This window comes from Hydrocarboniphaga sp. FW305-C-57 (assembly GCF_058783045.1).
In genome coordinates this window covers 191,700-213,471 of the sequence record NZ_JBYSYG010000001.1, presented here as the reverse complement: position 1 = coordinate 213,471, position 21,772 = coordinate 191,700, and the positions used below count along the sequence as shown (strand labels likewise).

The 21,772-nt window shown below is 67.1% G+C and carries 21 protein-coding genes and 1 other RNA gene; 8 read left to right on the top strand and 14 right to left on the bottom strand.

Annotated features, from left to right (window positions below):
* Nucleotides 1–35 precede the first annotated feature (35 nt).
* Together AC3WUM_RS00990 and AC3WUM_RS00985 are read right to left on the bottom strand one after the other, a co-directional pair.
* A non-coding RNA gene (locus AC3WUM_RS00990) (sX9 sRNA) lies at nt 36–111 on the bottom strand.
* A 96-nt stretch (nt 112–207) separates the two neighbouring features.
* Nucleotides 208–825, bottom strand: coding sequence for an FMN-dependent NADH-azoreductase (locus tag AC3WUM_RS00985; RefSeq protein WP_492408220.1), 618 nt, complete (start codon nt 823–825; stop codon nt 208–210).
* 121 nt (nt 826–946) lie between these two features.
* Between AC3WUM_RS00985 and AC3WUM_RS00980 the strand changes: the two genes are divergently transcribed.
* On the top strand, nt 947–1,885 hold the full coding sequence (locus AC3WUM_RS00980; protein WP_492408219.1) for a LysR family transcriptional regulator: 939 nt from the start codon (nt 947–949) through the stop codon (nt 1,883–1,885).
* On the opposite strand, the gene AC3WUM_RS00975 is transcribed toward AC3WUM_RS00980, so the two are convergent.
* Nucleotides 1,876–2,622 carry an SDR family oxidoreductase gene (locus AC3WUM_RS00975; RefSeq protein ID WP_492408218.1) on the bottom strand — a complete coding sequence of 249 codons (747 nt, stop codon included), beginning with the start codon at nt 2,620–2,622 and terminating at the stop codon, nt 1,876–1,878. The genes AC3WUM_RS00980 and AC3WUM_RS00975 overlap by 10 nt on opposite strands.
* Nucleotides 2,623–2,690: 68 nt before the next feature.
* Between AC3WUM_RS00975 and AC3WUM_RS00970 the strand changes: the two genes are divergently transcribed.
* On the top strand, nt 2,691–2,951 hold the full coding sequence (locus AC3WUM_RS00970; RefSeq protein ID WP_492408217.1) for a YkgJ family cysteine cluster protein: 261 nt from the start codon (nt 2,691–2,693) through the stop codon (nt 2,949–2,951).
* Nucleotides 2,952–3,014: 63 nt separating this feature from the next.
* On the opposite strand, the gene AC3WUM_RS00965 is transcribed toward AC3WUM_RS00970, so the two are convergent.
* Nucleotides 3,015–4,919, bottom strand: coding sequence for a M1 family metallopeptidase (locus AC3WUM_RS00965; RefSeq protein ID WP_492408216.1), 1,905 nt, complete (start codon nt 4,917–4,919; stop codon nt 3,015–3,017).
* Between the two features lies 1 nt (nt 4,920).
* Nucleotides 4,921–5,793 carry an acyl-CoA thioesterase II gene (gene tesB, locus AC3WUM_RS00960; RefSeq protein WP_492408215.1) on the bottom strand — a complete coding sequence of 291 codons (873 nt, stop codon included), beginning with the start codon at nt 5,791–5,793 and terminating at the stop codon, nt 4,921–4,923.
* A gap of 168 nt (nt 5,794–5,961) precedes the next feature.
* Between tesB and AC3WUM_RS00955 the strand changes: the two genes are divergently transcribed.
* The 3 genes from AC3WUM_RS00955 to AC3WUM_RS00945 all read left to right on the top strand — a co-directional run bounded on the left by AC3WUM_RS00955 (nt 5,962) and on the right by AC3WUM_RS00945 (nt 9,921).
* Nucleotides 5,962–8,277, top strand: coding sequence for an acyl-CoA dehydrogenase domain-containing protein (locus AC3WUM_RS00955; protein ID WP_492408214.1), 2,316 nt, complete (start codon nt 5,962–5,964; stop codon nt 8,275–8,277).
* Between the two features lie 70 nt (nt 8,278–8,347).
* The gene (locus AC3WUM_RS00950; RefSeq protein WP_492408212.1) at nt 8,348–9,082 is read left to right on the top strand and encodes a HipA family kinase; all 735 of its coding nucleotides are present in this window, start codon (nt 8,348–8,350) and stop codon (nt 9,080–9,082) included.
* Nucleotides 9,079–9,921 carry a DUF3037 domain-containing protein gene (locus AC3WUM_RS00945; protein ID WP_492408210.1) on the top strand — a complete coding sequence of 281 codons (843 nt, stop codon included), beginning with the start codon at nt 9,079–9,081 and terminating at the stop codon, nt 9,919–9,921. Before AC3WUM_RS00950 ends, AC3WUM_RS00945 begins: the two co-directional genes overlap by 4 nt.
* A gap of 21 nt (nt 9,922–9,942) precedes the next feature.
* Here the strand turns inward: AC3WUM_RS00945 and lon are convergent, their stop codons facing one another.
* The gene (lon, locus tag AC3WUM_RS00940) at nt 9,943–12,396 is read right to left on the bottom strand and encodes an endopeptidase La (protein ID WP_492408209.1); all 2,454 of its coding nucleotides are present in this window, start codon (nt 12,394–12,396) and stop codon (nt 9,943–9,945) included.
* Nucleotides 12,397–12,416: 20 nt separating this feature from the next.
* Nucleotides 12,417–12,812, bottom strand: coding sequence for an Hsp20/alpha crystallin family protein (locus tag AC3WUM_RS00935; protein ID WP_492408208.1), 396 nt, complete (start codon nt 12,810–12,812; stop codon nt 12,417–12,419).
* A 289-nt stretch (nt 12,813–13,101) separates the two neighbouring features.
* Here AC3WUM_RS00935 and AC3WUM_RS00930 point away from each other — a divergent pair, with 289 nt between their 5' ends.
* Together AC3WUM_RS00930 and AC3WUM_RS00925 are read left to right on the top strand one after the other, a co-directional pair.
* Nucleotides 13,102–14,883 carry a monovalent cation:proton antiporter-2 (CPA2) family protein gene (locus tag AC3WUM_RS00930; protein WP_492408206.1) on the top strand — a complete coding sequence of 594 codons (1,782 nt, stop codon included), beginning with the start codon at nt 13,102–13,104 and terminating at the stop codon, nt 14,881–14,883.
* On the top strand, nt 14,880–15,425 hold the full coding sequence (locus tag AC3WUM_RS00925) for a DUF924 family protein (RefSeq protein ID WP_492408204.1): 546 nt from the start codon (nt 14,880–14,882) through the stop codon (nt 15,423–15,425). The genes AC3WUM_RS00930 and AC3WUM_RS00925 overlap by 4 nt, the downstream gene beginning before the upstream one ends.
* Before the next feature lie 9 nt (nt 15,426–15,434).
* Here AC3WUM_RS00925 and dapA read toward each other — a convergent pair whose 3' ends face one another.
* Entirely contained in the window at nt 15,435–16,316 is an 882-nt protein-coding gene (gene dapA, locus AC3WUM_RS00920) for a 4-hydroxy-tetrahydrodipicolinate synthase (protein ID WP_492408203.1), read from the bottom strand.
* A 319-nt stretch (nt 16,317–16,635) separates the two neighbouring features.
* On the opposite strand from dapA, the gene xth reads away from it, so the two are divergent.
* Nucleotides 16,636–17,400, top strand: a complete 765-nt coding sequence (xth, locus tag AC3WUM_RS00915) for an exodeoxyribonuclease III (protein ID WP_492408202.1) — start codon at nt 16,636–16,638, stop codon at nt 17,398–17,400.
* A gap of 126 nt (nt 17,401–17,526) precedes the next feature.
* Here the strand turns inward: xth and AC3WUM_RS00910 are convergent, their stop codons facing one another.
* From AC3WUM_RS00910 to AC3WUM_RS00885, 6 genes are all read right to left on the bottom strand, one after another.
* Nucleotides 17,527–18,186: an energy transducer TonB family protein gene (locus AC3WUM_RS00910; RefSeq protein ID WP_492408201.1), complete on the bottom strand. Its 660-nt coding sequence runs from the start codon at nt 18,184–18,186 to the stop codon at nt 17,527–17,529.
* A gap of 15 nt (nt 18,187–18,201) precedes the next feature.
* Nucleotides 18,202–18,609, bottom strand: coding sequence for an ExbD/TolR family protein (locus AC3WUM_RS00905; protein ID WP_492408200.1), 408 nt, complete (start codon nt 18,607–18,609; stop codon nt 18,202–18,204).
* The gene (locus AC3WUM_RS00900; RefSeq protein ID WP_492408198.1) at nt 18,606–18,989 is read right to left on the bottom strand and encodes an ExbD/TolR family protein; all 384 of its coding nucleotides are present in this window, start codon (nt 18,987–18,989) and stop codon (nt 18,606–18,608) included. Before AC3WUM_RS00900 ends, AC3WUM_RS00905 begins: the two co-directional genes overlap by 4 nt.
* Before the next feature lie 8 nt (nt 18,990–18,997).
* Nucleotides 18,998–19,630 carry a MotA/TolQ/ExbB proton channel family protein gene (locus AC3WUM_RS00895; RefSeq protein WP_492408197.1) on the bottom strand — a complete coding sequence of 211 codons (633 nt, stop codon included), beginning with the start codon at nt 19,628–19,630 and terminating at the stop codon, nt 18,998–19,000.
* A gap of 149 nt (nt 19,631–19,779) precedes the next feature.
* Nucleotides 19,780–21,477, bottom strand: a complete 1,698-nt coding sequence (gene ggt, locus AC3WUM_RS00890) for a gamma-glutamyltransferase (protein ID WP_492408196.1) — start codon at nt 21,475–21,477, stop codon at nt 19,780–19,782.
* Complete coding sequence (locus tag AC3WUM_RS00885; RefSeq protein WP_492408194.1) at nt 21,474–21,770, bottom strand: YfhL family 4Fe-4S dicluster ferredoxin; 297 nt, start codon at nt 21,768–21,770, stop codon at nt 21,474–21,476. Before AC3WUM_RS00885 ends, ggt begins: the two co-directional genes overlap by 4 nt.
* Nucleotides 21,771–21,772 lie beyond the last annotated feature (2 nt).

Genomic DNA, 21,772 nt, shown 5'->3' with positions numbered 1-21,772 from the left:
AAATGCTCCTAAATACCGGTGGTAAGGCTAGTAAATCCTTGTCAGGCGTAGCGAGCGAAGGCAGGTCGGGTGAGGACGGAGCGCAGGAACCGGAGCGTACGGGTAGTACGTGAGGGTGAGGGCTGGTTCGGACGAAGCAAAGCTTCGCCAAGCTCGAACGAGCACCGCCCTCGCCCGAGATGCCGAGCGCAGTAGCCTGGCGAGGATTTACGCCGCGAGGCGGTCGATCTGCTCGCCCGCTGCTTCCAGCGCGCGCGCCTTGCTCGCCGCGTCGATGTTGAGGCCTTCGGCGTAGACGAACTCGATGTCGCGAATGCCGATGAAGTTGAAGAAGCTGGTCACGAAGCCGGTCTGCGTGTCGGCCGGCAGATCCTTGTAGATGCCGCCGCGAGCGGCCATCACGTAGAGCTTGCGATCACCGACCAGGCCCTCCGGACCGTTGGCGGTATAGCGGAAGGTCACGCCTGCGCGCGCCACGTGGTCGAGGTAGGACTTGAGCTGGGACGGCACGCCGAAGTTGTACATCGGCAGGCCGAGCACGATGACGTCGGCCGACTTGAGCTCTGCGATCAGCGCATCGGATTCGGCGACCACCGCGTTCTGCTCGGGAGTGCGCTGGTCGGCCGGCGTGAACAGGGCCGCCGCGCGAGCACCGTCGAGATGCGGAACCGGCGTGCGCGACAGATCGCGCAGGATCACGCGGCCGTTCGGGTGGCTCTTGCGCCATTCGCTCACGAAGCGCTCGGACAGCGCGCTCGAATTGCCGCTTTCGGCGAACAGGCTGGTGTTGATCTGCAGCAGGGTCGGTTCGGTGGTGGTGGTCATGGCGCTCTCCGTTCGTTTGATGCGTCGGTGATGCCGAAGCATCGGGGAGCTCTATTTAAATATTGCCTGGCTCGATAAAAAAGCAAAATAATTCGGCCAAACCCTTCGAATTATTCGATTCATGCAGCCCAAAATCTCCCTGGAACAATGGCGCGCCCTGGTCACCGTGGTCGAAGCCGGCGGCTACGCCCAGGCCGCCGAGACGCTGCACAAGACCCAGTCCAGCGTCAGCTACCTGGTCGGCAAGCTGGAGTCCCTGCTCGACCTCAAGGTGTTCGAGATCGAAGGCCGCAAGGCCAGGCTGACCGCCAACGGCCAGGTGCTGTACCGGCGCGCCAAGGCCCTGCTCGAGGAATCCGAGCGCATCGAATCGGCCGCCTCGACGCTCGCGGCCGGCTGGGAGCCCGAGCTGCGGCTCGCGGTGGAGATCATCTTCCCGACCTGGATGCTGCTGAACACGTTTGCGCGCTTCGCCGAGCAGGCGCCCGGCACGCGCCTGCAGCTGCACGAGACCGTGCTCGGCGGCACCGACGAGGCCCTGCTGCAGCATCGCGTGCACCTGGCGATCAACAGCCACGTGCCGCCGGGCTTCTCGGGCGAGACCCTGCTGACGATGAAGGCGATGGCGGTCGCGAGCGCCGATCATCCGCTGCATCGGCTCGGCCGCGAGATCACGTACGACGACCTGCGCCAGCATCGGCAGATCGTGGTCCGTGACACCGCGCGGCAGGCCCCGCGCGAGTCGGGCGGCTGGCTCGGCGCGGAGCAGCGCTGGACCGTCAGCAACAAGGCCACCGCGATCACCGCAGTAACGATGGGCCTGGGCTTCGCCTGGTATCCGGAAGACATGATCCGCGGCGAGTTGCACAGCGGAGCGCTCAAGCCGTTGCCCCTGCGCGATGGCGCCGACCGCGAGGTGCCGCTCTACCTGATCGTCACCGACGGCGACGCCGCCGGGCCGGCGACCTGCCTGATGGCCGACATCCTGCGCGAAGAAGTGCGCGCCCAGTGCCGGGCGCACGGCCACGTCTATCCGGGCGACGAAGCGCCTCAGACGTAGATCATCTTGCGTGTCATGCCACCGTCGACGACGTAATGCGCGCCGGTGATGAAGCCCGCTTCGTCCGAAGCCAGAAAGCGCACGAGCGCTGCGACGTCGGGCGGCTCGCCGACGCGACCGGCCGGATGCTGCGCGTGGTCGGCTTTGCTCAGCTGCGGCTTGCGTCGCCTGTCGGAGCGTTGCCACTCGCTGGTCTCGATCCAGCCCGGACTCACGCAGTTCACGCGCACTTTCGGCCCCAGGCTCACGGAGAGCGCATGCGACAGCGCGACGAGTCCGCCCTTGGTCGCCGCATAGGCTTCGGTATCGGGCTCCGATTGCAGCGAGCGGCTCGAGGCGATCAAGGTGATCGAGGCGCCCTTGGTTTTGCGCAGCAGCGGCGCCGCTTGCTTGGCGAGCAGGAACGCGGCCGTGAGATTCACCGACAGCACGCGGTTCCATTCGGCGAGCGAGAGCTTGTCGACCGGCTTGCGAATCATGATGCCGGCGTTCGACACCACGCTGCGCAGGCGCCCGAGCCTGCCGGCGGCCTTGACCGCTTCGGCGATGAAAGCCGCATCGGCGACGTCGCCTTTCAAGAACTGCGCGCGATCACCGAAAGATTTCGCCGCCTCGCGACCGGCCTTGCCGTCGGTATCGACGATCAGCACGCGCGAGCCGGCGTCGACGAAAGCCTTGCTGCAGGCCAGCCCGATGCCTTGAGCTCCCGCGGTGACGAGGGCGACGCGATCTTCCATGACGATTCTCCGGTGGCTCAGCTCGAACACACACGGTAGCGCGCGACAGCTGACCGTAGACTATGCCGATGCAATGCCGTTCCCACTGCGCCGCCTGCTGCATCGCCCCTTCGATCACGAGCCCGATCCCGGGCATGCCGAACGGCAAGCCGGCCGGTGTCGCCTGCGTGCAGCTCGATGAGCAATTGCGCTGCAAACTGTTCGGCGATCCGCGGCGTCCGGCGTTCTGCGGCAGCCTCAAGGCGAGCGCGGAAATGTGCGGCACGACGCGCAACCAAGCCCTGCTTTTTCTGGGCGAACTCGAGCGACTCACGCAACCTTTCACTTAGCGCGACCCACTTTTTGTCATTCCCGCCTTCGCAGGAATGACAGCAGTGCCTGCGACTCGAGCCTCAAACCCCCGCCTGCTCTCCGCGCAAGATCCGCTCGACCGCTTCGCGCGCGATCGGGTGATAGCCCGGCGCCGCTTTCGCGTAGACCTGCTTGGCGAACGCGAGACCTTCGGGGGTCTTGGCGAGCGCGCGATACAGCGGCGTGATCAGGCGCATGCGGCCCGCGCCGAGCAGATAGGTTTCCGCGGCCGGCCAGGCGCTCTTGTCGCCCGCGGCCAGGCGCAGGCGCAGCCAGCTCGAACCGAGAATCTGGTTGCTCGTTCCGGTGAGCTTGAAGCGCGCGTCGAGTTGTTGCAGCTGTTCCAGCGTCACGCGTTCCGGCATCGAATCGAGGAACAGCTGCCATTGCTGCACGGCCCAGTTTTTCGCCGGCAGCTGCGCGGTGCCGAGCTTGCCGGAGAGCCAGCGCTCGCGCTGCTGCTCGACTTCGGTCAGCGCTGACGAGGTCGGCAGCACCGCCGAATCCGGCAGCACCGGAAGCTTGAGCCAGGCGTCGAGCTGCACCGCGCTGACCTTGCCGGGCTGCCGGGCGAGCAGCTTGGCCTGCAGATAGGCGATGAACTGCGCGGTGGTGGCGCTCTTGAACGCATGATCGTCGAACCAGCCGCGCAGGAAGGCATCGAAAGCCTCGCGGCCGAAGCGCTGTTCGAGCCAGACCAGGAACAGTTCGCCACGCTCGTACGGAATCGAGCTGAAGACTTCGTCCGGATCGGCCGCGGGCGTCTCGCGGATCAGCGAGCGATCGGCCACGTCGGCGCGCTCCATCGAATCGAGCAGGTCGTGATAGCCGAGCACGCGCTCCATGTCGCCGAAAGCCTGGCCGTACTGCGCTTCGGTCAGTCGATACGTCAGGTAGGTCGTGAAACCCTCGTTGAGCCAGAAATCGCTCCAGGTCGCGTTGGTGACGAGGTTGCCCGACCAGCTGTGGGCGAGCTCGTGCGCGATCAGCGAGACCAGCTTGCGATCGCCCGTGATGACCGACGGCGTGACGAACGTGAGCCGCGGGTTCTCCATGCCGCCGTACGGAAAGCTCGGCGGCAGCACGAGCAGATCGTAGCGGCCCCAGCGATACGGACCGTAAGTCTTCTCGGCGAGCTGGATGGTCTGCTCGGTCTCGGCGAACTCGTAGGCCGCGCGCGCGAGCACCGCCGGCTCGGCATAGACGCCGGTGCGCGGGCCGGTGCTCTTGAACTGCAGATCACCGACGGCGAGCGCGATCAGGTAGCTCGGAATCGGCTGCGGCATGTCGAACCGCCAGCGGCCTTCGGCATCCGGCTGGTCGTGCATCTCGGCGCTCATGACCGCGCGCAGGCCCTTGGGCGTCTTGATGCGCGCGCGATACGGAGCGCGCACGAGCGGCGTGTCCTGCAGCGGAATCCAGCTGCGCGCGTGAATCGCCTGCGATTGCGTGAACAGGAACGGATGCCGCTTGCCGGCGGTCTGCTCGGGCGTGAGCCATTGCAGCCCCGAGGCCTCGGGCGCCGTCGAATACCGCACGCGCACGCGCTGCGCATCGCCGGGCACCGCGATGCTGAGCCTGGAACCGAGCACGCGATCGGCAGCGGCGAGCTTGAATTCGGCGGTCTTCCAATCGCCTGCGTCCGCGCGCGTCTGCACCTGCTCGATGTCCAGCGCACGCGTGTCGAGCAGCAGCTCGCGGGCTTTCGGATCGACATGCTCGATGGCCAGGTCGACGGTTCCGGACAGGCGCTTGCGCTCGAAATCGACCGCCAGATCGAGCGCCACCTCGCGCACGCGAATCTGCTGCGGATTCGCGTAGCTGTGCGGCTCGGTCGCCGGCAGCGGCGGTTCGGCCGCGACGCTCATCGACGAAACCATGCAGACACCGAGCAACTGCAGGCTGCGCATGCAAGCGCCTTTCAGGAAGGAAAACCTCATCGCCATCTCAGGCCTCCTGGCGCGCGATCCGTACGAGGCCTTCCTGCGCCACGCTCGCGACGAGCTTGCCGTCGCGCGTGAAGATGCTGCCGAACGACAGTCCGCGCGAGCTCTGCATGCTCGGCGACTCGAGCGCGTAGAGCAGCCAGTCGTCGACGCGCGCCTGGCGATGGAACCAGATCGCGTGATCGATCGAGGCCATGCGCAGATGTGGATTGGCCGAGCCCACGCCGTGCGGCAGCAGCGTGGTCGCCAGCGGGCCGAAATCGGAGGCGTAGGCGAGCACGCAGCGGTGCACCACCGGATCGTCGGGCAGGCGATCGACGGTGCGGAACCAGAACGCCTCGCGCGGCGGCATCGGCTGGTGCTCGAACAAGTCCACCGGCTGCACGTGGCGGATGTCGAACAGCGTGTCCTGGGTGAGGAACTGGCGCAGCCGCGGCAGCGGATTGTCGATGGTTTCGAGCAGTTTCAAGCGCCGCTCGCGTTCACTCGGAAAGGTCTCCGGCGGCGGCACGTCGGGCATCTGCGCCTGGTGCTCCCAGCCCTCCTCGGGCTTATGGAACGAGACGATCATCGTCAGGATCGCTTGGCCGTGCTGGATCGCCTGCACGCGCCGCGTGGTGAAGCTGCGGCCGTCGCGCACCGGATCGACCTCGTAGATGATCGGGTGATTCATGTCGCCGGGACGCAGGAAGTACGCATGCAGCGAATGCACGTCGCCCTCGGCGACGGTGCGGCTGCCGGCGACCAGCGCCTGGCTCACCACCTGTCCGCCGTAGACGCTGCGCCCACCGAGATCGCGCGAGAGCCCGCGGAACAGATTGTCGTCGATGACTTCGAGGTCGAGCAGATCGACCAATTCCTGAATGCGGCTCATCGCCAGGGCCTCGCCGGAAAAGATGGAGATCGCGACTGTAGCAAGCCGGCGCGACCCGACGCTGAGGCCCGCCGGGCGCACGGAGCAGGCTCTGCGAGCCGGCGCGCGCATGTCGTATGCTCGACCGGCGTCCGGGGGGCGTTTCACTCATTCGAACGAGGAACACGTGTGCTCTGGCTGTCGCTGAGCTTGATACTGACCGTCGCGCTGGCCTATCACCGCAGTGGCCTCAAGACCGCGCTGACCGCTTATGCCGCGCTGTTGCTGGCCTACGGCGTGTTCGGTCATTCGCCGGGTCTGTTCGGACTCTGGCTGCTCGTCTACGTCGGCATCGCGGTTCCGCTCTCGGTCTCGGCGCTGCGCGAGGAATGGCTCACGCGGCCGGCGCTCGACGCGGTGCAACGCTACCTGCTGCCGGCGCGCCCGGGCCTGCGCGATCTGCAACCGCCGTCCAGCCAGGCCACGCCCGAGCAGCGCCTGCTCGGCGACGCCGAGCTGCCGAGCTACGTGGCCGCCGCCGATGCGCCCGCCGACGCCGGGGCGGACGACGACGACTGGGCCGCCGCCGTCCAGAACCTCGCCCCGCGTCTGGCCGAGCAGCCCGATGCGCTGTCGCCCGCCGCGCTCGCGGCGCTGCGCCAGTCCGGCCTGTTCGGGCTCGACCTGCCGCTCGAATTCGACGGCCTGAACCTGCACCCGGCCGAGCGCAACCACGTGCTGCAGGCGATCGCCGCGCTCGACGGCGGCGGCCCGGCCGTGGCCCTGCTCGCGGTCACCGGAGCGGCTACGAGCACGATCCGGGCGCATGGCAGCGACTTCCAGCAGCGGCTGTTCCTGCCGCGCTTCGGCAGCGGCGAAAAGCTCGGCACGCTCGCCCATCGCTCGCCCTGGGCCAACGACGCGCGCCACTCGCCCGACCGCGCGCTGGTCCGCCGCGGCCTCTGGAAGGGGCGCGAGAACCTCGGCCTGGAACTGCGCTTCGAGAAGAGCGCCGTTCCGATGGCCGACGAATTCCTGCTGAGCCTGCCGCTGCACGATCCCGACAACCTGCTCGGCGCCGAGTCCGCGTCCGGAGCGCGCAGCGCCGCGATCCTGGTTCCGCGCGACATCGAGGGCCTGGAACTGCTCGCCCCGTCCACCGACGACCTGCTGCTGCCGCTCGTGGGCCTGCGCGCGAACGCGGTGTTCGTGCCGGTGGAGCGCCTGCTCGGCAGCGCGGCCGACGCCGGCGACGGCCGCGCCCAGCTCGACACCGGCTTGATCGCCCTGTGCCGGGCGCATGCGGCGATCGCCTCGGGTGAGGCGATGCGCGCGCTGCGCCGGGCGGCGACGCAGTCGCGCATCCTGGCCCATCACCGCATTCCGACGCCGCGCCCCGCCGCCCGCGACCGCGCGCTCAGCGATGCCGCACTCGACAGCTACGGCCTCGACCTCGTCCAGCGCCTGCTCGCCGGCAGCGCGGACGAGCTGTCGCCGGCGCTCGCCGCCCTGGCCGCCTCGCTGGCCGACCAGCTGCACGAGAGCGTGATGCACCAGCTCGCCCCGCTGTCGCCACGCCGGGGCCCCGGCGACGGCAGCCGCAGCCTGTCCCCGCTGCTGCCGAGGCCGCGCCTGGAGCCGCTGCTGCTCGCGAGCTTCCCAGCCCTGCAGGGGCTGCTGGCGGCCGCGGGCTCCCAGCCTTACGGACTCGCGCTGGCCCGCTTCGACGCCGCGCTGTGGCCGCTACTCGGCGACCTCGCGCATCACCAGGCGCGCAGCCTGCTGCTGGCCCTGACCAACGGCCGTCTGGCGCGCGTCCCGGAAACCGGCATGCAGCGGCACTGGCAGCGCCTCGCGCGCTACCGTGCCGCGCTGGCCTGCGCGGCCGACGCCTGGATCCTCGGGCGCAATCGCGGCCCGGCCGACGGCGGCGCCGAAGCGAGCCTCATGAATGCGCTCGCCGCGATGCTCGGGCTCACCGCCGCGCTTCACGACGCCTCGCGCCAGAGCGCCGGGCGCGACGAGCTGCCGCTGCTCGACGCCTGGTGCGAGCGCAGCTGCCGGCGCATCGAAGCCGGGCTCGACGATTTCATCTTCCAGCAGCCGTCCAAGCGGCACATGGCGGTGCTGCGCTTGCTGTTGCTGCCGGCCGGCCGGCTCACGCCGATGCATTCCGACGCCGAGGCCGCGCGCATCGTGCACTGGCTGCAGGCACCCGGCCCGATGCGCCAGCGCCTGTTCTGCGCGCTGCCGAACGCCACCGCGCCGGGTACCGTCGACAAGCTGCTCGACCGCATCGACGTGGCGCTCGAAGCCGCCGCCCCGGCCCAGCAGAAGCTGCACCAGGCGATCGACGACGGCCGCATCGAACCGGCCTTCCCGCTCGACCAGATCGCCCAGGCCTCGCGCCTCGGCATCATCGACGGCGCCGACGTGGATCGCCTGCGCAATGCCTACAACCTCTGCGAGGACTGGCAGCACTGGCGTGACCGCGGGGAAGCGTGACCGCGCAGGCATAGCCCTTGGAGCAGATGTTTCTGGTCGATATTCCGCAAGCTGACATCAAAGGACTCCGATGTATCTCGGCGTAAACGAGGTAATCCGGCGCAGCGACCAAGGAGCCACCCGGCCGTTCCTGATTAGGGCCGACGATGACAATCTTTACTTCGCTAAAGGCCGAGGCGCAGGCCGGCGAGATCTGATTTGCGAGTTCGTCGGCACCTCGCTTGCCCGGGAGTTCGGCTTACCGGTAGCACGGCACGCAATCCTGAACGTCCCCGAAGCATTGATCGATATCGATCGCGCTGGCCTACGCGACTTGGGGGTAGGCCCGGTATTCGGCTCTCAACATCAAACCGACGTGGGCGACTTGCTTCCATCCCAAACCACGCTGGTGCCTGCCAACGTGCAAAGGCAACTTGCAGTTTTTGACATTTGGATAGGAAATGCTGATCGGACCCTTAGCGAGCAGGGAGGCAACCCCAACCTGCTATGGCACCAAGAAACAAAGGCCGTAGTCGTCATTGATCACAATCAAGCATTTGATTGCGAATGCAAAGTCGGCGACTTCATGGGGCAGCACGTATTCCGCGATCGTTACGCGGAGCTAGCTGCCAACCCTGGGGCTCGCGGGGAATTGTTTGCGCGCTGCCGGCAAGCCTTAGCGGTTTTTGACAGCGCCTGCGACAATATTCCCCCGGAGTGGTGGTTTATCGATGATGAGCTCACCATTCCCACACCTTTCAACCGAGACAAAGTCAAGCTCTTCCTCGAACGTTTCAAGGAAGAAAGCTTTTGGAGCTTCACGTGACCGCCCTGGCTTGCCGTTACGCCATTCTGCAGTTCATGCCTTATGCCGAAACCGGGGAGTTTGCGAACGTCGGCGTAGTCATGCTGTGCCCGGCCGGACGCTTCTTCGATTTCCGTCTCACTCACCGACACGCACGCATCACAAACTTCTTCCCAGAATTGGATGCGAGAATCGTACGCGCGGCTCTGAAGAGCATGGGCGAAGAACTCATTCGCCTGCGCGCCATTCTCAGCCAAGGTCTGCTGCAGACGGTGGGCGAGCAAGCCACGCAAATTTTCGATGATCTGATTCGTCCTCGCGAAGCCCTGTTGCGTTTTGGAACTGCCCGCGCATTGCTCGCAACCGATCCGAAAGTGAAGCTCGGCGAGTTGTTTGCGCACTACGTCGAAAGAAACTTCGCGACCAAAGAGTATCGGGAAAAAGTAATCGAGAAGAGTGTTCGCGAAATGCTCAAACGGGCCCTTTTGATACAGCAATACGAAAGCGCAAAGATTGGCCCGGAGGACTTCAATGTGCGCTTCCCATTCGTGCACAAAAACGAAGCTGGGAAGCCGACCAAAGCAATCAAGCCACTTAATCTTGCGCACGATCATGCTAGCGATATCCTCGACCACGGCGGCCATTGGGTCGATCGGGTCGGGCGTCTGAAGCGGCGCAACGCACTACCGGGCCAGTTGCTGTTCGTAACCGAGAAGCCTCAAGCCGTTAGCGGCGTTCGTTTAGCCGCATATAAGGAAGTCGAGAACGAACTGATACAGCTCGGCGCAAAGGTTTTCGTAAATAAAGACGAAAATTCGATTCGGCAATTCGCCGAAATTGCGCCGAGCGTGCTCAGCTAAAGCGGACTGCCGCGCTCACGATCAAACCCGCGCGAGCGCGGGCTCCATCGCCGTCCGCGCGGCCTCATCGACGCGCTCGAGCCAGACGAACTCCAGGTCCTCGCGAACCTCCTGCGGGATGTCGTCGTAGTCGCGCTTGTTGCGGGCCGGCAGCATCACCGTCCGGATGCCCGCGCGATGCGCCGCGATGACCTTCTCCTTGATGCCGCCGACCGGCAGCACGAGGCCACGCAGGCTGATTTCGCCGGTCATCGCGACATCCGCGCGCACCTTGCGGCCGGTCAGCAGCGAGGCGAGCGCGATGAACATCGCGACGCCCGCCGACGGTCCGTCCTTCGGCGTCGCGCCGGCCGGAACGTGCACGTGCACGTCGGTCTTGGCGAGCGTTTCGATGTCGAGCCCCAGCTCCTCGTGACGCGACTTCACCAAGGTCAGCGCGGCCTGCGCGCTTTCCTTCATGACGTCGCCGAGCTGGCCAGTCAGCGTCAGATGGCCGCGGCCCGGAGCGCGCTGGGCTTCGATGAACAGGATGTCGCCACCGACCGGCGTCCACGCAAGGCCCGTCGCCACGCCCGGCACACCGGCGCGCTGGGCGACTTCGTTCTCGAAGTGCGCCGCACCGAGAATCTCGGGCAGCTGATCGCGATCGATCTCGACCTTCTGCGCCGTGCCTTCGGCGATCTTCATCGCCGCCGCGCGAAACACCGTGCCGATCTCGCGCTCCAGGTTGCGCACGCCGGATTCGCGCGTGTAGTGCTCGATGATCTCGCGCAATGCGGCCTCGGTGACGCCGGCCTGCTCGGCGCTCAGGCCATTGGCCTTGCGCTGGCGCTCGACCAGATAGCGCTGGGCGATCTGCAGCTTCTCGGCCTCGGTGTAGCCGGCGAGCTGGATGATCTCCATGCGATCGCGCAACGGACCCGGAATGGTGTCGAGCACGTTGGCGGTGGCGATGAACATGACCTTCGACAGATCGAAGGGCACGCCGAGGTAGTTGTCGCGGAAGCTTCCGTTCTGCTCCGGATCGAGCACTTCGAGCAGGGCCGACGACGGATCGCCGTGAAAGCCGCCCGCGCCGAGCTTGTCGATCTCGTCGAGCATGATCACGGCATCGCGCGTGCCGGCCTTCTTGAGCGCCTGGATGATGTTGCCGGGCAGCGAGCCGATGTAGGTGCGACGGTGACCGCGAATCTCGGCCTCGTCGTGCACGCCGCCGAGCGAGACGCGCGCGAACGCGCGGCCCGTGGCCTTGGCGATGCTCTGGCCGAGCGAGGTCTTGCCGACGCCCGGCGGGCCCGAGAAGCACAGGATCGGGCTGCGGCCCTGCGGATTGAGCTTCTGCACCGCGAGGAATTCGAGGATGCGCCGCTTGATCTTGTCGAGCCCGAAATGATCCTCGTCGAGCACCGCACGCGCCTTGGCGATGTCCACGTCGTGGCCGCCGAGCTTGTTCCACGGCAGCTCGACGAGCGTATCCAGATACGTGCGCACCATCGACGATTCGCCGGCGCCGCTGTTGCCCATCGCGCGCAGGCGCTTGAGCTCCTTGCGTGCCTGCTTCTCGACGTCTTCGGGCATGCCGGCCTCGGCGATGGCCTTCTCGAGTTCCTCGAGTTCGGCACCGCCCTCGTCGTCGTCGCCGAGTTCCTTCTGGATCGTCTTGAGCTGTTCGCGCAGCATGAACTCGCGCTGGCGCTTCTCCATCGTCTCCTTGGTCTGCTGGCCGATGTCGCGCGACAGGCGCAGCACTTCGACGCGGTGCGCGAGCAGCCACTGCAGCTTCTGCAGACGCTTGAGCAGATCGAAGGTCTCGAGATATTCCTGCTTCTCGGCCGGCTTGATGTCGAGATAGCCCGCGACGAAGTCGGCGAGCTGTCCGGGCGACTCGATCGCCTGCACGGTCGGCACGAGTTCGGCCGCCGCATCGGGCAGCAATTGCACGGCCTCGACCGCGCGCGTCTTGAGCGCGTGGAACTGGGCTTCGATCTCGGTGCTGCGGGTGTCGTCCTCGACGATGCGCTCGATGCGCGCGGCCGCGAACGGCAAGTCGGTGAGGAATTCGATCACGCGAAAACGCTGCTCGCCCTGCAGCACGAGATGATGACCGCCGTCGCGCGCGGTGACGTAACGCAGGATGTTGGCGACCGTGCCGACGCGATGCAGATCGCCTGCGCCGGGCTTTTCGGTCTGCGGATCCTTCTGCAGCAGGATGCCGATCGGGCGCTGCGTGCGCGCCGCTTCCTGCGCGGCCTCGATGGCCCAGTCGCGGCCCAGCGCCAGCGGCAGCACCATCTGCGGAAACAGCACCATGTTGCGCACGGGCAGCAGGATGATCGCGTCGTCGGGCAGATCGTAGCGCGGCTTCTCGGCGCCACCGGCCGACGAGGGCTTGCCGCCCGCAGCGGCGTTGGCGTTCTCGGCACGCAGCGGCGTCGGCTGTTCGCCCGACAATTGCATGGTGTTCTTGATGTTCATTTACGTTTTGGCTCCAGGCCCTAAAGCTTGCGCAGACCCAGCGTGAGGCAACCGTTTTCGAGCCGGCGTTCGACGAGCTCGAAGCGGCCCTGCAATGCGATGCGGCGTTCGAAGCGGCCGTAAGGCAGCTCCATGCGATGAATGACGGCGCCGCGCAGCTCTCGCGGCGTGGCGCGCAGACCGGCGACGATGAGTTCGTTGCCGTCGATGATCAGCTGCACGTCGGCCGGGGCGACGTCCGGCAGCGCGACGATCACCCAGAGCGCCTCATGGGTTTCGAACACGTCGACCGGCGGCTCCCAGGCGGATTGCGCAGCCCCGCGAACCGGATGAAAGAATTGCCGTTGCAAACGTTCGGCGCGGCCGAGCATCTCGACGGCCTCCGCCCACATCCATTGCGAATCCTTGCGGCTCATCTGCTGCAGTCCCCCGATCGAGTGACCGATTTGTTCCTGGGCTCTATGTGGTGACGGCTGCGCCGCATTCAATCCAGCGCGCGTACCCGCCATGCGGCTCGCAATCCTCCATCTGCGCCCTTGGCGCTTAGAGCCGGCTGAATGCGGCGTGGCCGCCGGCGCGGGAATCGGTGGACAATCCGGCGGGGCCGGCGCGACCGCTTCCATAGAATGGCAAGCCGCGGGCCTTCTGCCGGCGGCACGAACGAGAGAATCGGATGCACACGCAAGCGAACAAGGAAACCCGCCGATGACCGCGCACGAAACCACGGTGCACGGCTTCGATCTCGTGCCGATCGTCGCCCTGCTCGGCGCCGGCGTCATCGCCGCTCCGCTGTTCAAGCGGCTCGGACTGGGCTCGGTGCTCGGCTATCTCGCCGCGGGGCTCGCGATCGGCCCGTTCGGCTTCGGCCTGTTCTCGGACGCGCAGTCGATCCTGCATATCGCCGAGCTCGGCGTGGTGCTGTTCCTGTTCGTCATCGGGCTCGAAATGCAGCCGACGCGGCTGTGGTCGATGCGCGGCGAGATCTTCGGCCTCGGGCTCGCGCAACTGCTGGTCTGCATGGGCCTGCTCTGCGGTGTCGGCGTGGCGCTCGGCTATCCGCTGGCCGCCTCGCTGATCGCCGGCACCGGCTTCGTGCTGACGTCGACCGCGATCGTCATGCAGGTGCTCGAGGAACGGCACACGCTCAATGCGCCGAGCGGCCGCAAGATCGTGGCGATTCTGCTGCTCGAAGATCTCGCCATCGTGCCGCTGCTCGCACTCGTCGCCTTTCTCGCGCCGAGCGCCGGAAGCGTGACGCTGACCGAGCGTTTCACGAGCATCTTCATCGGCCTCGCGGCGATCGGCGCGCTGATCGCGGTCGGGCGCTGGCTGCTCGATCCGCTGTTCCGCCTGCTCGCGAACTCGCGTGCCCGCGAGGTGATGACGGCGGCGGCACTGTTCGTCGTGCTCGGCGCCGCCTTGCTCATGCAGCTCGGCGGTCTGTCGATGGCGATGGGCGCGTTTCTCGCCGGCGTGCTGCTGTCGGAATCCTCGTTCCGCCATCAGCTCGAAGCCGATATCGAGCCGTTCCGCGGCATTCTGCTGGGCCTGTTCTTCCTCGGTGTCGGCATGGCGCTGGATCTGTCGGTGGTCGCGCATCACTGGCGGCTCATCGCGATCTCGGTGGTCGCCTACATGTTGCTCAAGATGCTCGGCATCTACGTGATCGCGCGGCTGTTCAAGAGCGCTCACCGGCAGGCCGTCGAGCGCGCGGTGCTGATGGCGCAAGGCGGCGAATTCGCCTTCGTGCTCTACGCCGCGGCGACCGCGGTCGGCATTCTCGATGCCGAAAGCAGCGCCTTGCTGACGGCGACGATCATCGTCTCGATGGCGCTGACGCCGCTCATGATCATCGCGCACGACCGGCTGATGCCGAAGATCGCCGAATCGCTGGCCGGCGTCGAACACGCCTCCGATCTCGACGCGAGCGTGCTCGTGATCGGCTTCGGCCGTTTCGGCCAGATCGTGAGCCAGCCGCTGATCGCACAGGGCTGCACGGTCTCGCTGATCGAAATCGACGCGCAGAACATCCGCGAATCCACCGACTTCGGCTTCAAGGTCTACTACGGCGACGGCACGCGGCTCGACATCCTGCATGCGGCCGGCGCGCAGCGGGCGCGACTGATCGTCGTCGCCACCGACAACAAGCAGACCACGCTCAAGATCGTCGAGCTGATCAAGGCCGAATTCCCGCTGGTGCCGGTGCTCGCACGCGCCTACGACCGCGAGGAGGCGCTCAAGCTCGTGCATGCGGGCGCCGACTATCACATTCGCGAAACCTTCGAATCCGCGCTCGTGCTCGGCGAGCATGCGCTCGGCGTGCTCGGCAAGACGCCCGAGGAAGCGGCCGAGCTGATCGCCGAATTCCGTTTGCGCGACGCCGACCGCTTCGCGCTCGAACTCGTCGGCGGCCTGTATGCGGGGCGCCCGCTGATTCACGGCAATCTGCATCAGCCCACGCCGGCTCCGGCGCAGGGCACGACATGAGTGCGGCCGCCGACGCTTCGCAGATCCTGCGCTTCTGGACCGAGGCCGGGCCCGATCTCTGGTTCGAAGTCGATGATGCTTTCGACACCGAATTTCGCGAGCGCTTCCTGAGTGCGCATTTCGCCGCGGCCAAGCGCCAGTGCGAAAGCTGGATGCAGTCGGCCGAAGGCGCGCTCGGCCTGTTGCTGCTGCTCGATCAATTCCCGCGCAATGCGTTTCGCGGAAGCGCGCACATGTATGCCACCGATCCGCTCGCGCGCCACTACGCGCGGCGCGCGCTCGATGCGGGCTTCATGGCGCAGGTCGACCGGAATCTGCGCGTGTTCTTCTGCCTGCCGTTCTCGCACGCCGAGTCGCTGGCCGAACAGGAACTCGCAGTGACGCTCAACGAACAGCTCGGTCAGCCATGGCTGTCGCACGCGATCGGCCATCGTGAGGTGGTGCGGCGCTTCGGCCGCTTCCCGCATCGCAACGCCATGCTCGGCCGCGAAACCACCGTCGAGGAACAGGCGTTTCTCGACGGCGGTGGGTTCGCGGGCTGAGTCGGGCGCTCAGGCTCCCATCGCGGTGAGCCGCGCCGCGAGCTTTTCGCGCAGCTGCGGCGTGGCCTGGGCCATCGGCGCCCGGCAACGCGCATCGATGAGCCCCTGGTGCGCGAGCGCGGCCTTGATGCCCGCCGGGTTGGGCTCTTCGAACAGCAACTGGATCAGCGGCCAGAGTCCGTGAAACAGCTCTCGCGCCTCGTTCAAGCGCTGCTCGCGGACGGCGTCGAAAATCGCCGTGTAGCGCTCGGGGAGCATGTGCGCCGCCGCCGAGATCGCACCGACACCGCCGGCGCATAGCGTCGATAGAATATTGCCGTCCTCGCCCGCGAGCACCTGCAGCGGCGTGCGCGTGATCAGATCGAGCGTGAGCGCGGCGCTGCCACCGCAATCCTTCACCGCCAGGATGTTGCCGTGCCGGGCGATGCGTTCGAACGTCGGAAACTCCATCGCAACGCCCGTGCGGTACGGAATGTTGTAGGCGATCAACGGGGCCGTCGCGTGATCGGCGATATCGGCGAAGTAGTCGACGATCGCGGCCTGCGAAGGACGCACGTAATGCGGCGGTGACACCAGCAGGCCGGCCAGCGGGCGTTCGCGCAGCGCGGCGAGTTGCTCGTGCAGGTGCCCACGATGCGGACCGCCGAGGCCCATGACGACGCGTGCACCGGGCACCGCCGCGACTACGCTGTCGAGCACCGCGAGCTGCTCGGCTTCATCGAGCGCATGCGCCTCGCCGGTCGAGCCGCAGACCACGAAGCCGGCCACCTGCGGCGCGAGCGTCGCCGCAAGCGCGCGCAAAGCCGCATGATCGACCGAACCATCCGCCGCGAACGGCGTCACCAGCGGCACCCAGATGCCGGAAAAATCAGCTGCGTTGGAACTGCCCATTTCAAACTCCCAAAGACATGAGGAAACCGACCGAAAGGCCAGGCTCGTGATGGGATTCGAACAATGAGGATCGCTGGTGTGAACTCCCGTCAGTGAGCCTGACGGGACACGCGTCCGGTCAGGAGGACGCGAGTTTTTTGTTTTTCGCGCAGCCGGACACAGCGGCAGCGAGGCCGCGGAACGTGCAGGATCCAAAGAGGCGGGCGAAGAACATGTGCGCAGTATCCCTGCGCTCGCGAGCACGCGTCAATCGAGCGGCGCGCTGCCGCGTGGCATCATGCGCCTCGAATCAATCCATCGATCAATCCATCAAAGCCCGATGAAAATCGCCACCTGGAACGTCAACTCGCTCAACGTGCGGCTGCCGCACCTGCTCGACTGGCTCGCCACCAATCCGGTCGATGCGCTCGGCATGCAGGAGCTCAAGCTCGAGGACCACAAGTTCCCGCATGCGGAGCTCGCGGCGGCCGGCTGGCATGCGGTGACCAATGGGCAGAAGACCTACAACGGCGTCGCGATCCTCGCGCGCAATCCGCCGCAGGACGTTTCGCGCGACATTCCGGGCTTCGACGATCCGCAGAAGCGCGTGATCGCGGCCACCGTCGGCGACGTGCGCGTGATCGATTGCTACGTCGTCAACGGCCAGTCCGTCGGCAGCGAGAAGTACGCATACAAGCTGCGCTGGCTCGCGGCCCTGCACGACTACGTGCGCGAAGAACTCGCCAAGTATCCGAAGCTCGCGGTGGTCGGCGATTTCAACATCGCGCCGGGCGATGCCGACGTCTACGACCCGGTGGCCTGGGCCAACGACGTGCTGTGCTCGCCTCCCGAACGCGAGGCGCTGCGCAATCTGCTATCGCTCGGGCTGGTCGATTGCTTCGAGCAGAAGACGCCCGAAGGCAATCGTTTCACCTGGTGGGATTACCGGCAGATGGCTTTCCGCCGCAAGATGGGCCTGCGCATCGACCACGTGCTCGCCTCGGCCGCGCTCGCGCAGACGCTCACGGCGGTGACGATCGACCTGGCGCCTCGAAGGCTCGAACGGCCATCGGATCACGCGCCGGTGATCGCGGCGTTCGATTGAGACACTGCGCTTCTCTTTACTCGGCATTCCCGCGAAGGCGGGAATCCAGCGACGCTTGGCGCAGGTCTCGAAGCACTGGATTCTCGCCTTCGCTGGAATGACAACCTTGTCTGGTAATCGCGAGCGCTAGGGCGCGCCGACCCATACCGGCACCACGAGTTCGCGCGCGAGCCCGTCCGGTGGCTTCGGCAGCGGAGCAGCGCGGCGCAGCAGATCGAGCGCCTCCTGGTCGAGTGCCGGAACGCCCGAGCTTTTCTGCAGGCGCAATGCCGAAACGCCGCCGTCGGCCGCGACCGTGAACGCCACTTCGCTGCGCGCCGAGGCGAGCACGCCGGGCAGGCTGCGGCGATGGCGATCGAGGTGGCGGCGCAGGTCGGCCAGATAGCCGCCGCGTCCGCCGCCGACGGGGCCGCCGCTTCCGGCGCCGAGCTGCGCGCGTTTGTCGTCCGGTGTCGCGGATGCGGGAGCCGAAGCGGGAGTCCCGAACGGGGCCTGCGGCCTGGCCTGCGCGTCGCGCGGCAGCGATCTGCCGAGTTGCACCGGCTTGCTCGCGAGCGTCAGCACTTCGGAGCTCACGATCTTTTGCGGCGCCTGTTTCGGAAGCGATGCCGCCAGCGGCCGTTCCGCTTCGGAAGCCAGCGGCGCGGCCCGTTCGGGCTTTCCATCGCCGAGACCCTGCCCTTCACCGAACGGCAGTTGCGACCAGCCGCCCGAACCGAGCGCCAGGCCGAGCAGGACCAGCAGATGCGCCGCGATCGCGACGTACAGCGATAGCGCCGTCTTCACGGCTGGCCCTGCCCGTCAGCCGCCGCGCTGCGTCGTCAGCAGCTGCGCGCGGATCACGCCGGCGGCGCGCAGCACTTCGAGTATCGCCACCACGCGCTCGGCCTGCGCTTCGGCATCGGCCTTGACGATCAGCGCCTGATCGCCCGCGCCGGCCTGCCAGCTCTGCGCCTTGAGCAGCAGTTCGTCGGGCTCGACGATCCGGCCTTCGAAGGCGACGCGGCCGCTCGCGTCGATGACGACGGTGTCCGGATCGGCCTGCTGCTGGGCGCTCGCGTTCGAGCGCGGCGGGTTCACGGGCAGCGCGTCGGGCACGGCGATCGCCCCGACCAGGATCACGAAGATCAGCAGCAGGAACGCGAAGTTGATCATCGGCACCATGTCGATGGTGTCCGAGGCGCGCCGCTTGATGGCCGCGAGTTTCACGGAGCCTCGGCCGCGCGGCCGAGCGTGAGTTCGGCGCCCGTGGGCTTGAGCGTGTCGAGCGCATCGACGAGCTGCTGCAGGCTCACGCCGGCGCCCGGCACGAGCACCGCGCGCACCGGGCCGCGGCGCAGGGCGGCGTCGACATCGCGGATCGAGGCCGCCTGCCCGGCCAGCCGGTAGCGGCCTTCGCCGAGCACTTCGACGACCAGCGATTCGCCGCTCGCCGCATCGACCGGATTCGACAGCGCGAGGCTCCAGCTGCGCCAGTCGCCGTAGTTCGACACCAGCATGAAGAAGAACAGCAGCACGAACATCACGTCGACCAGCGAGGTCAGCACGATGGTGTTGCGGCGGCGCGGCGGCCTGGCGGCGAGGCGCACGGGCGAGCTCAGCCGCCGCGCAGCGCCGGACCGGAGGTCAGCAATTGCGTGAGCACGGATTCCATGCGCAATTGCACGCGCTCGACTTGGCGTTCGAGAAAGTTGAACGCGGCGAGCGCGAGGATGGCGATCGCCAGGCCGCCCGCAGTGGTCAGCAGCGCCTCCCACAAGCCGCCCGACAGGATCGCCGGGCTCACGCGGTCACCGGCCGCCTGCAGCTGCTGGAACGCCTGGATCATGCCGGCGACGGTGCCGAGCAGGCCAAGCAGCGGGGCCATCTGCGAGATCACTTCGAGCGGGCGCAGCAGGCTGCGCAGCGAATCGAGGCGCTGCGCCGCGAAGCTCTCGATGCGCTCGCGCGCCTGGGCCTCGCTGAGCGTGTTGTCGACGCGCAGCGAGATCGCCTCGCGCATGACCTCGGCCAGCGGAGACGGCGAAGCCGCGATCGCGGACAGCGCCTGGTCGGCGAATCCGCGCTGCCAGGAATCGAGCACGCGCTGGACGAAGCGCGTGTCCCAGATGCGCTGGTCCCAGAACTCCCAGAGCTTGACGAGCACGATCGTGACGGTGGCCACCGACAGCAGCAGCAACACCACCATGGTCGGACCGCCGAGCCGCAACCATTCCAAAGCCTGTGACATGCAGCACTCCCTCGATGTTGAAAACCCCTCTCCCGCCGGGAGAGGGGATGGGGTGAGGGGCTCTCAGCGAATAGCCAAGCTGGGCTATCACGGCGCATCCCTCATCCGCCCCTGCGGGGCACCTTCTCCCGGAGGGAGAAGGCAAAAAATCAACGCGCCGGAACCACCTTCGCCTGCCCGACCGCCCGCGGGTCCGAGGCGGCGTCGACGACGCCGCTCTTCGGATCCCAGCTCACCGCCTGCAGGTTGCCGTAGGTCCGCGACTGCTTGAGCGTGTAGCCCATGCCGCGCAGCGCCTGCTGCTCTTCGGCACTCAAGGCATTGGGCTCGAACTCGACAACGTCGGGCAGATATTGATGGTGAATGCGCGGCAGCGCCACCAGATGGGCCGCCGAGCCGCCGTCGATCCAGTCGAGCAGGCCGAGCAGCACCATCGTGATGATGCGGCTGCCGCCCGGCGTGCCGAGCACGAGCAGGCCACGCGGGCCTTCGACGAAGGTCGGCGTCATCGACGACAGCGGGCGCTTGCCGGGCGCGACGAGGTTGGCCTTGGAGCCGATCAGGCCGTAGGCGTTGCTCGCGGTCTCGCTGGCTGCGAAGTCGTCCATCTCGTCGTTGAGGAACACGCCGGTGCCGGGCGGCATGTAGCCCGAACCGAACGAGAGGTTGATCGACAGCGTCGCCGCCACCCGATTGCCCTCGGCGTCGAGGATCGAGAAATGCGTGGTGTTGTCGCCTTCCTTGTATGGATTGGCGGGCGGCAATGCGCTGCTCGGCGTGGCCTTGTTCGGCGTCACGCTCGAAGCGAGTTCGCGCGCGTAGCTGCGCGACAGCAGCTCGGCCGTCGGCACTTGCACGAAATCCGGATCGCCGAGGTAAGCCGCGCGATCGCGATAGCCGCGGCGCAGGGTTTCGACGAGCTGGTGCTTGGCGGTGACGCCGCCCTTGCTGAGCCCCTTGAAGTCGAGCAGCTCGAGCTGCTGCAGCACTTCGCCGAGCGTGATGCCGCCGGCCGAGGGCGGCGGCGAGGTGACGATGCGGTAATCGCGGAAATGCAGCTCGACCGGCTTGCGCTCGACCACCGCGTAGCGCTGCAGATCCTCGTCGGTCCAGAGCCCGCGCTCGGCCTTCACGCCGGCCAGCAACAAACGCGCGGTCTCGCCCTTGTAGAAACCGTCGCGACCTTGGGCGGCGAGGCGCTCCAAGGTGAGCGCGAGTTCGGGCTGACGCAGCAGGTCGCCGGTTTTCGGCGGTTGGCCGTCGACCGCGAAGGTCGCCCTGGCGGCTGGCGACAGGCGCTTCCAGCTGTTGCCGAAAGCATCGGCGAGCTTGTCGTCGCAGGCGAAACCCTCGCGCGCATAGCGAATCGCGGGCGCGAGCGATCGGGCCAGCGGCAGCTTGCCGTAGGTCTTGGCGAGATGTTCGAGCGCGGCCGGCTCGCCCGGAATCGCGGCGGCCAGCGCGCCGTCGCGCGAGAGCTTGTCGATGGCCTTGCCCGAGGCGTCCTGGTACATCGTCGCGGTCGCCGCGAGTGGCGCGGTTTCGCGGCCGTCGACGAAGGTTTCGAAATCGTCGACCGCGCGATGCAGCAGCCAGAAACCGCCGCCGCCGATGCCCGAGCCGGTCGGCTCGACCACCGCGATCGCGGCACTGACCGCGACCGCCGCGTCGAAGGCATTGCCGCCTGCGGCGAGCACTTCGAGCCCGGCCTCGGTCGCCAGCGGATGCGCGCTCGCGACGGCGTATGCCTTGGGCTTGGTGGCGGGCTTGTCGGCGGCGTGCACCGACAGCGGCAACAACAGCCACAGCGTCAGCACGAAGATCCGTCTCGTGTCGAAGCGCTTCATGATTCTTCTCCGTTGGATGGCGAGTCGTCGCCGGCCTCGGGCTTGGCCAAGGCGACGAGCCGCTGATACTTGTCGAGCAGCTGCTCTCGCGTCTCTTGGTGCTCGGGATCGAGCGGAATGCAGTTCACCGGGCACACGCGCTGGCACTGCGGTACGTCGAAATGGCCGACGCATTCGGTGCACAGCGTCGGATCGATCTCGTAGATCTCGATGCCCTGGTAGATCGCCTGGTTCGGGCAGACGGGCTCGCAGACATCGCAGTTGATGCACTCGTCGGTGATCTTGAGCGACATGA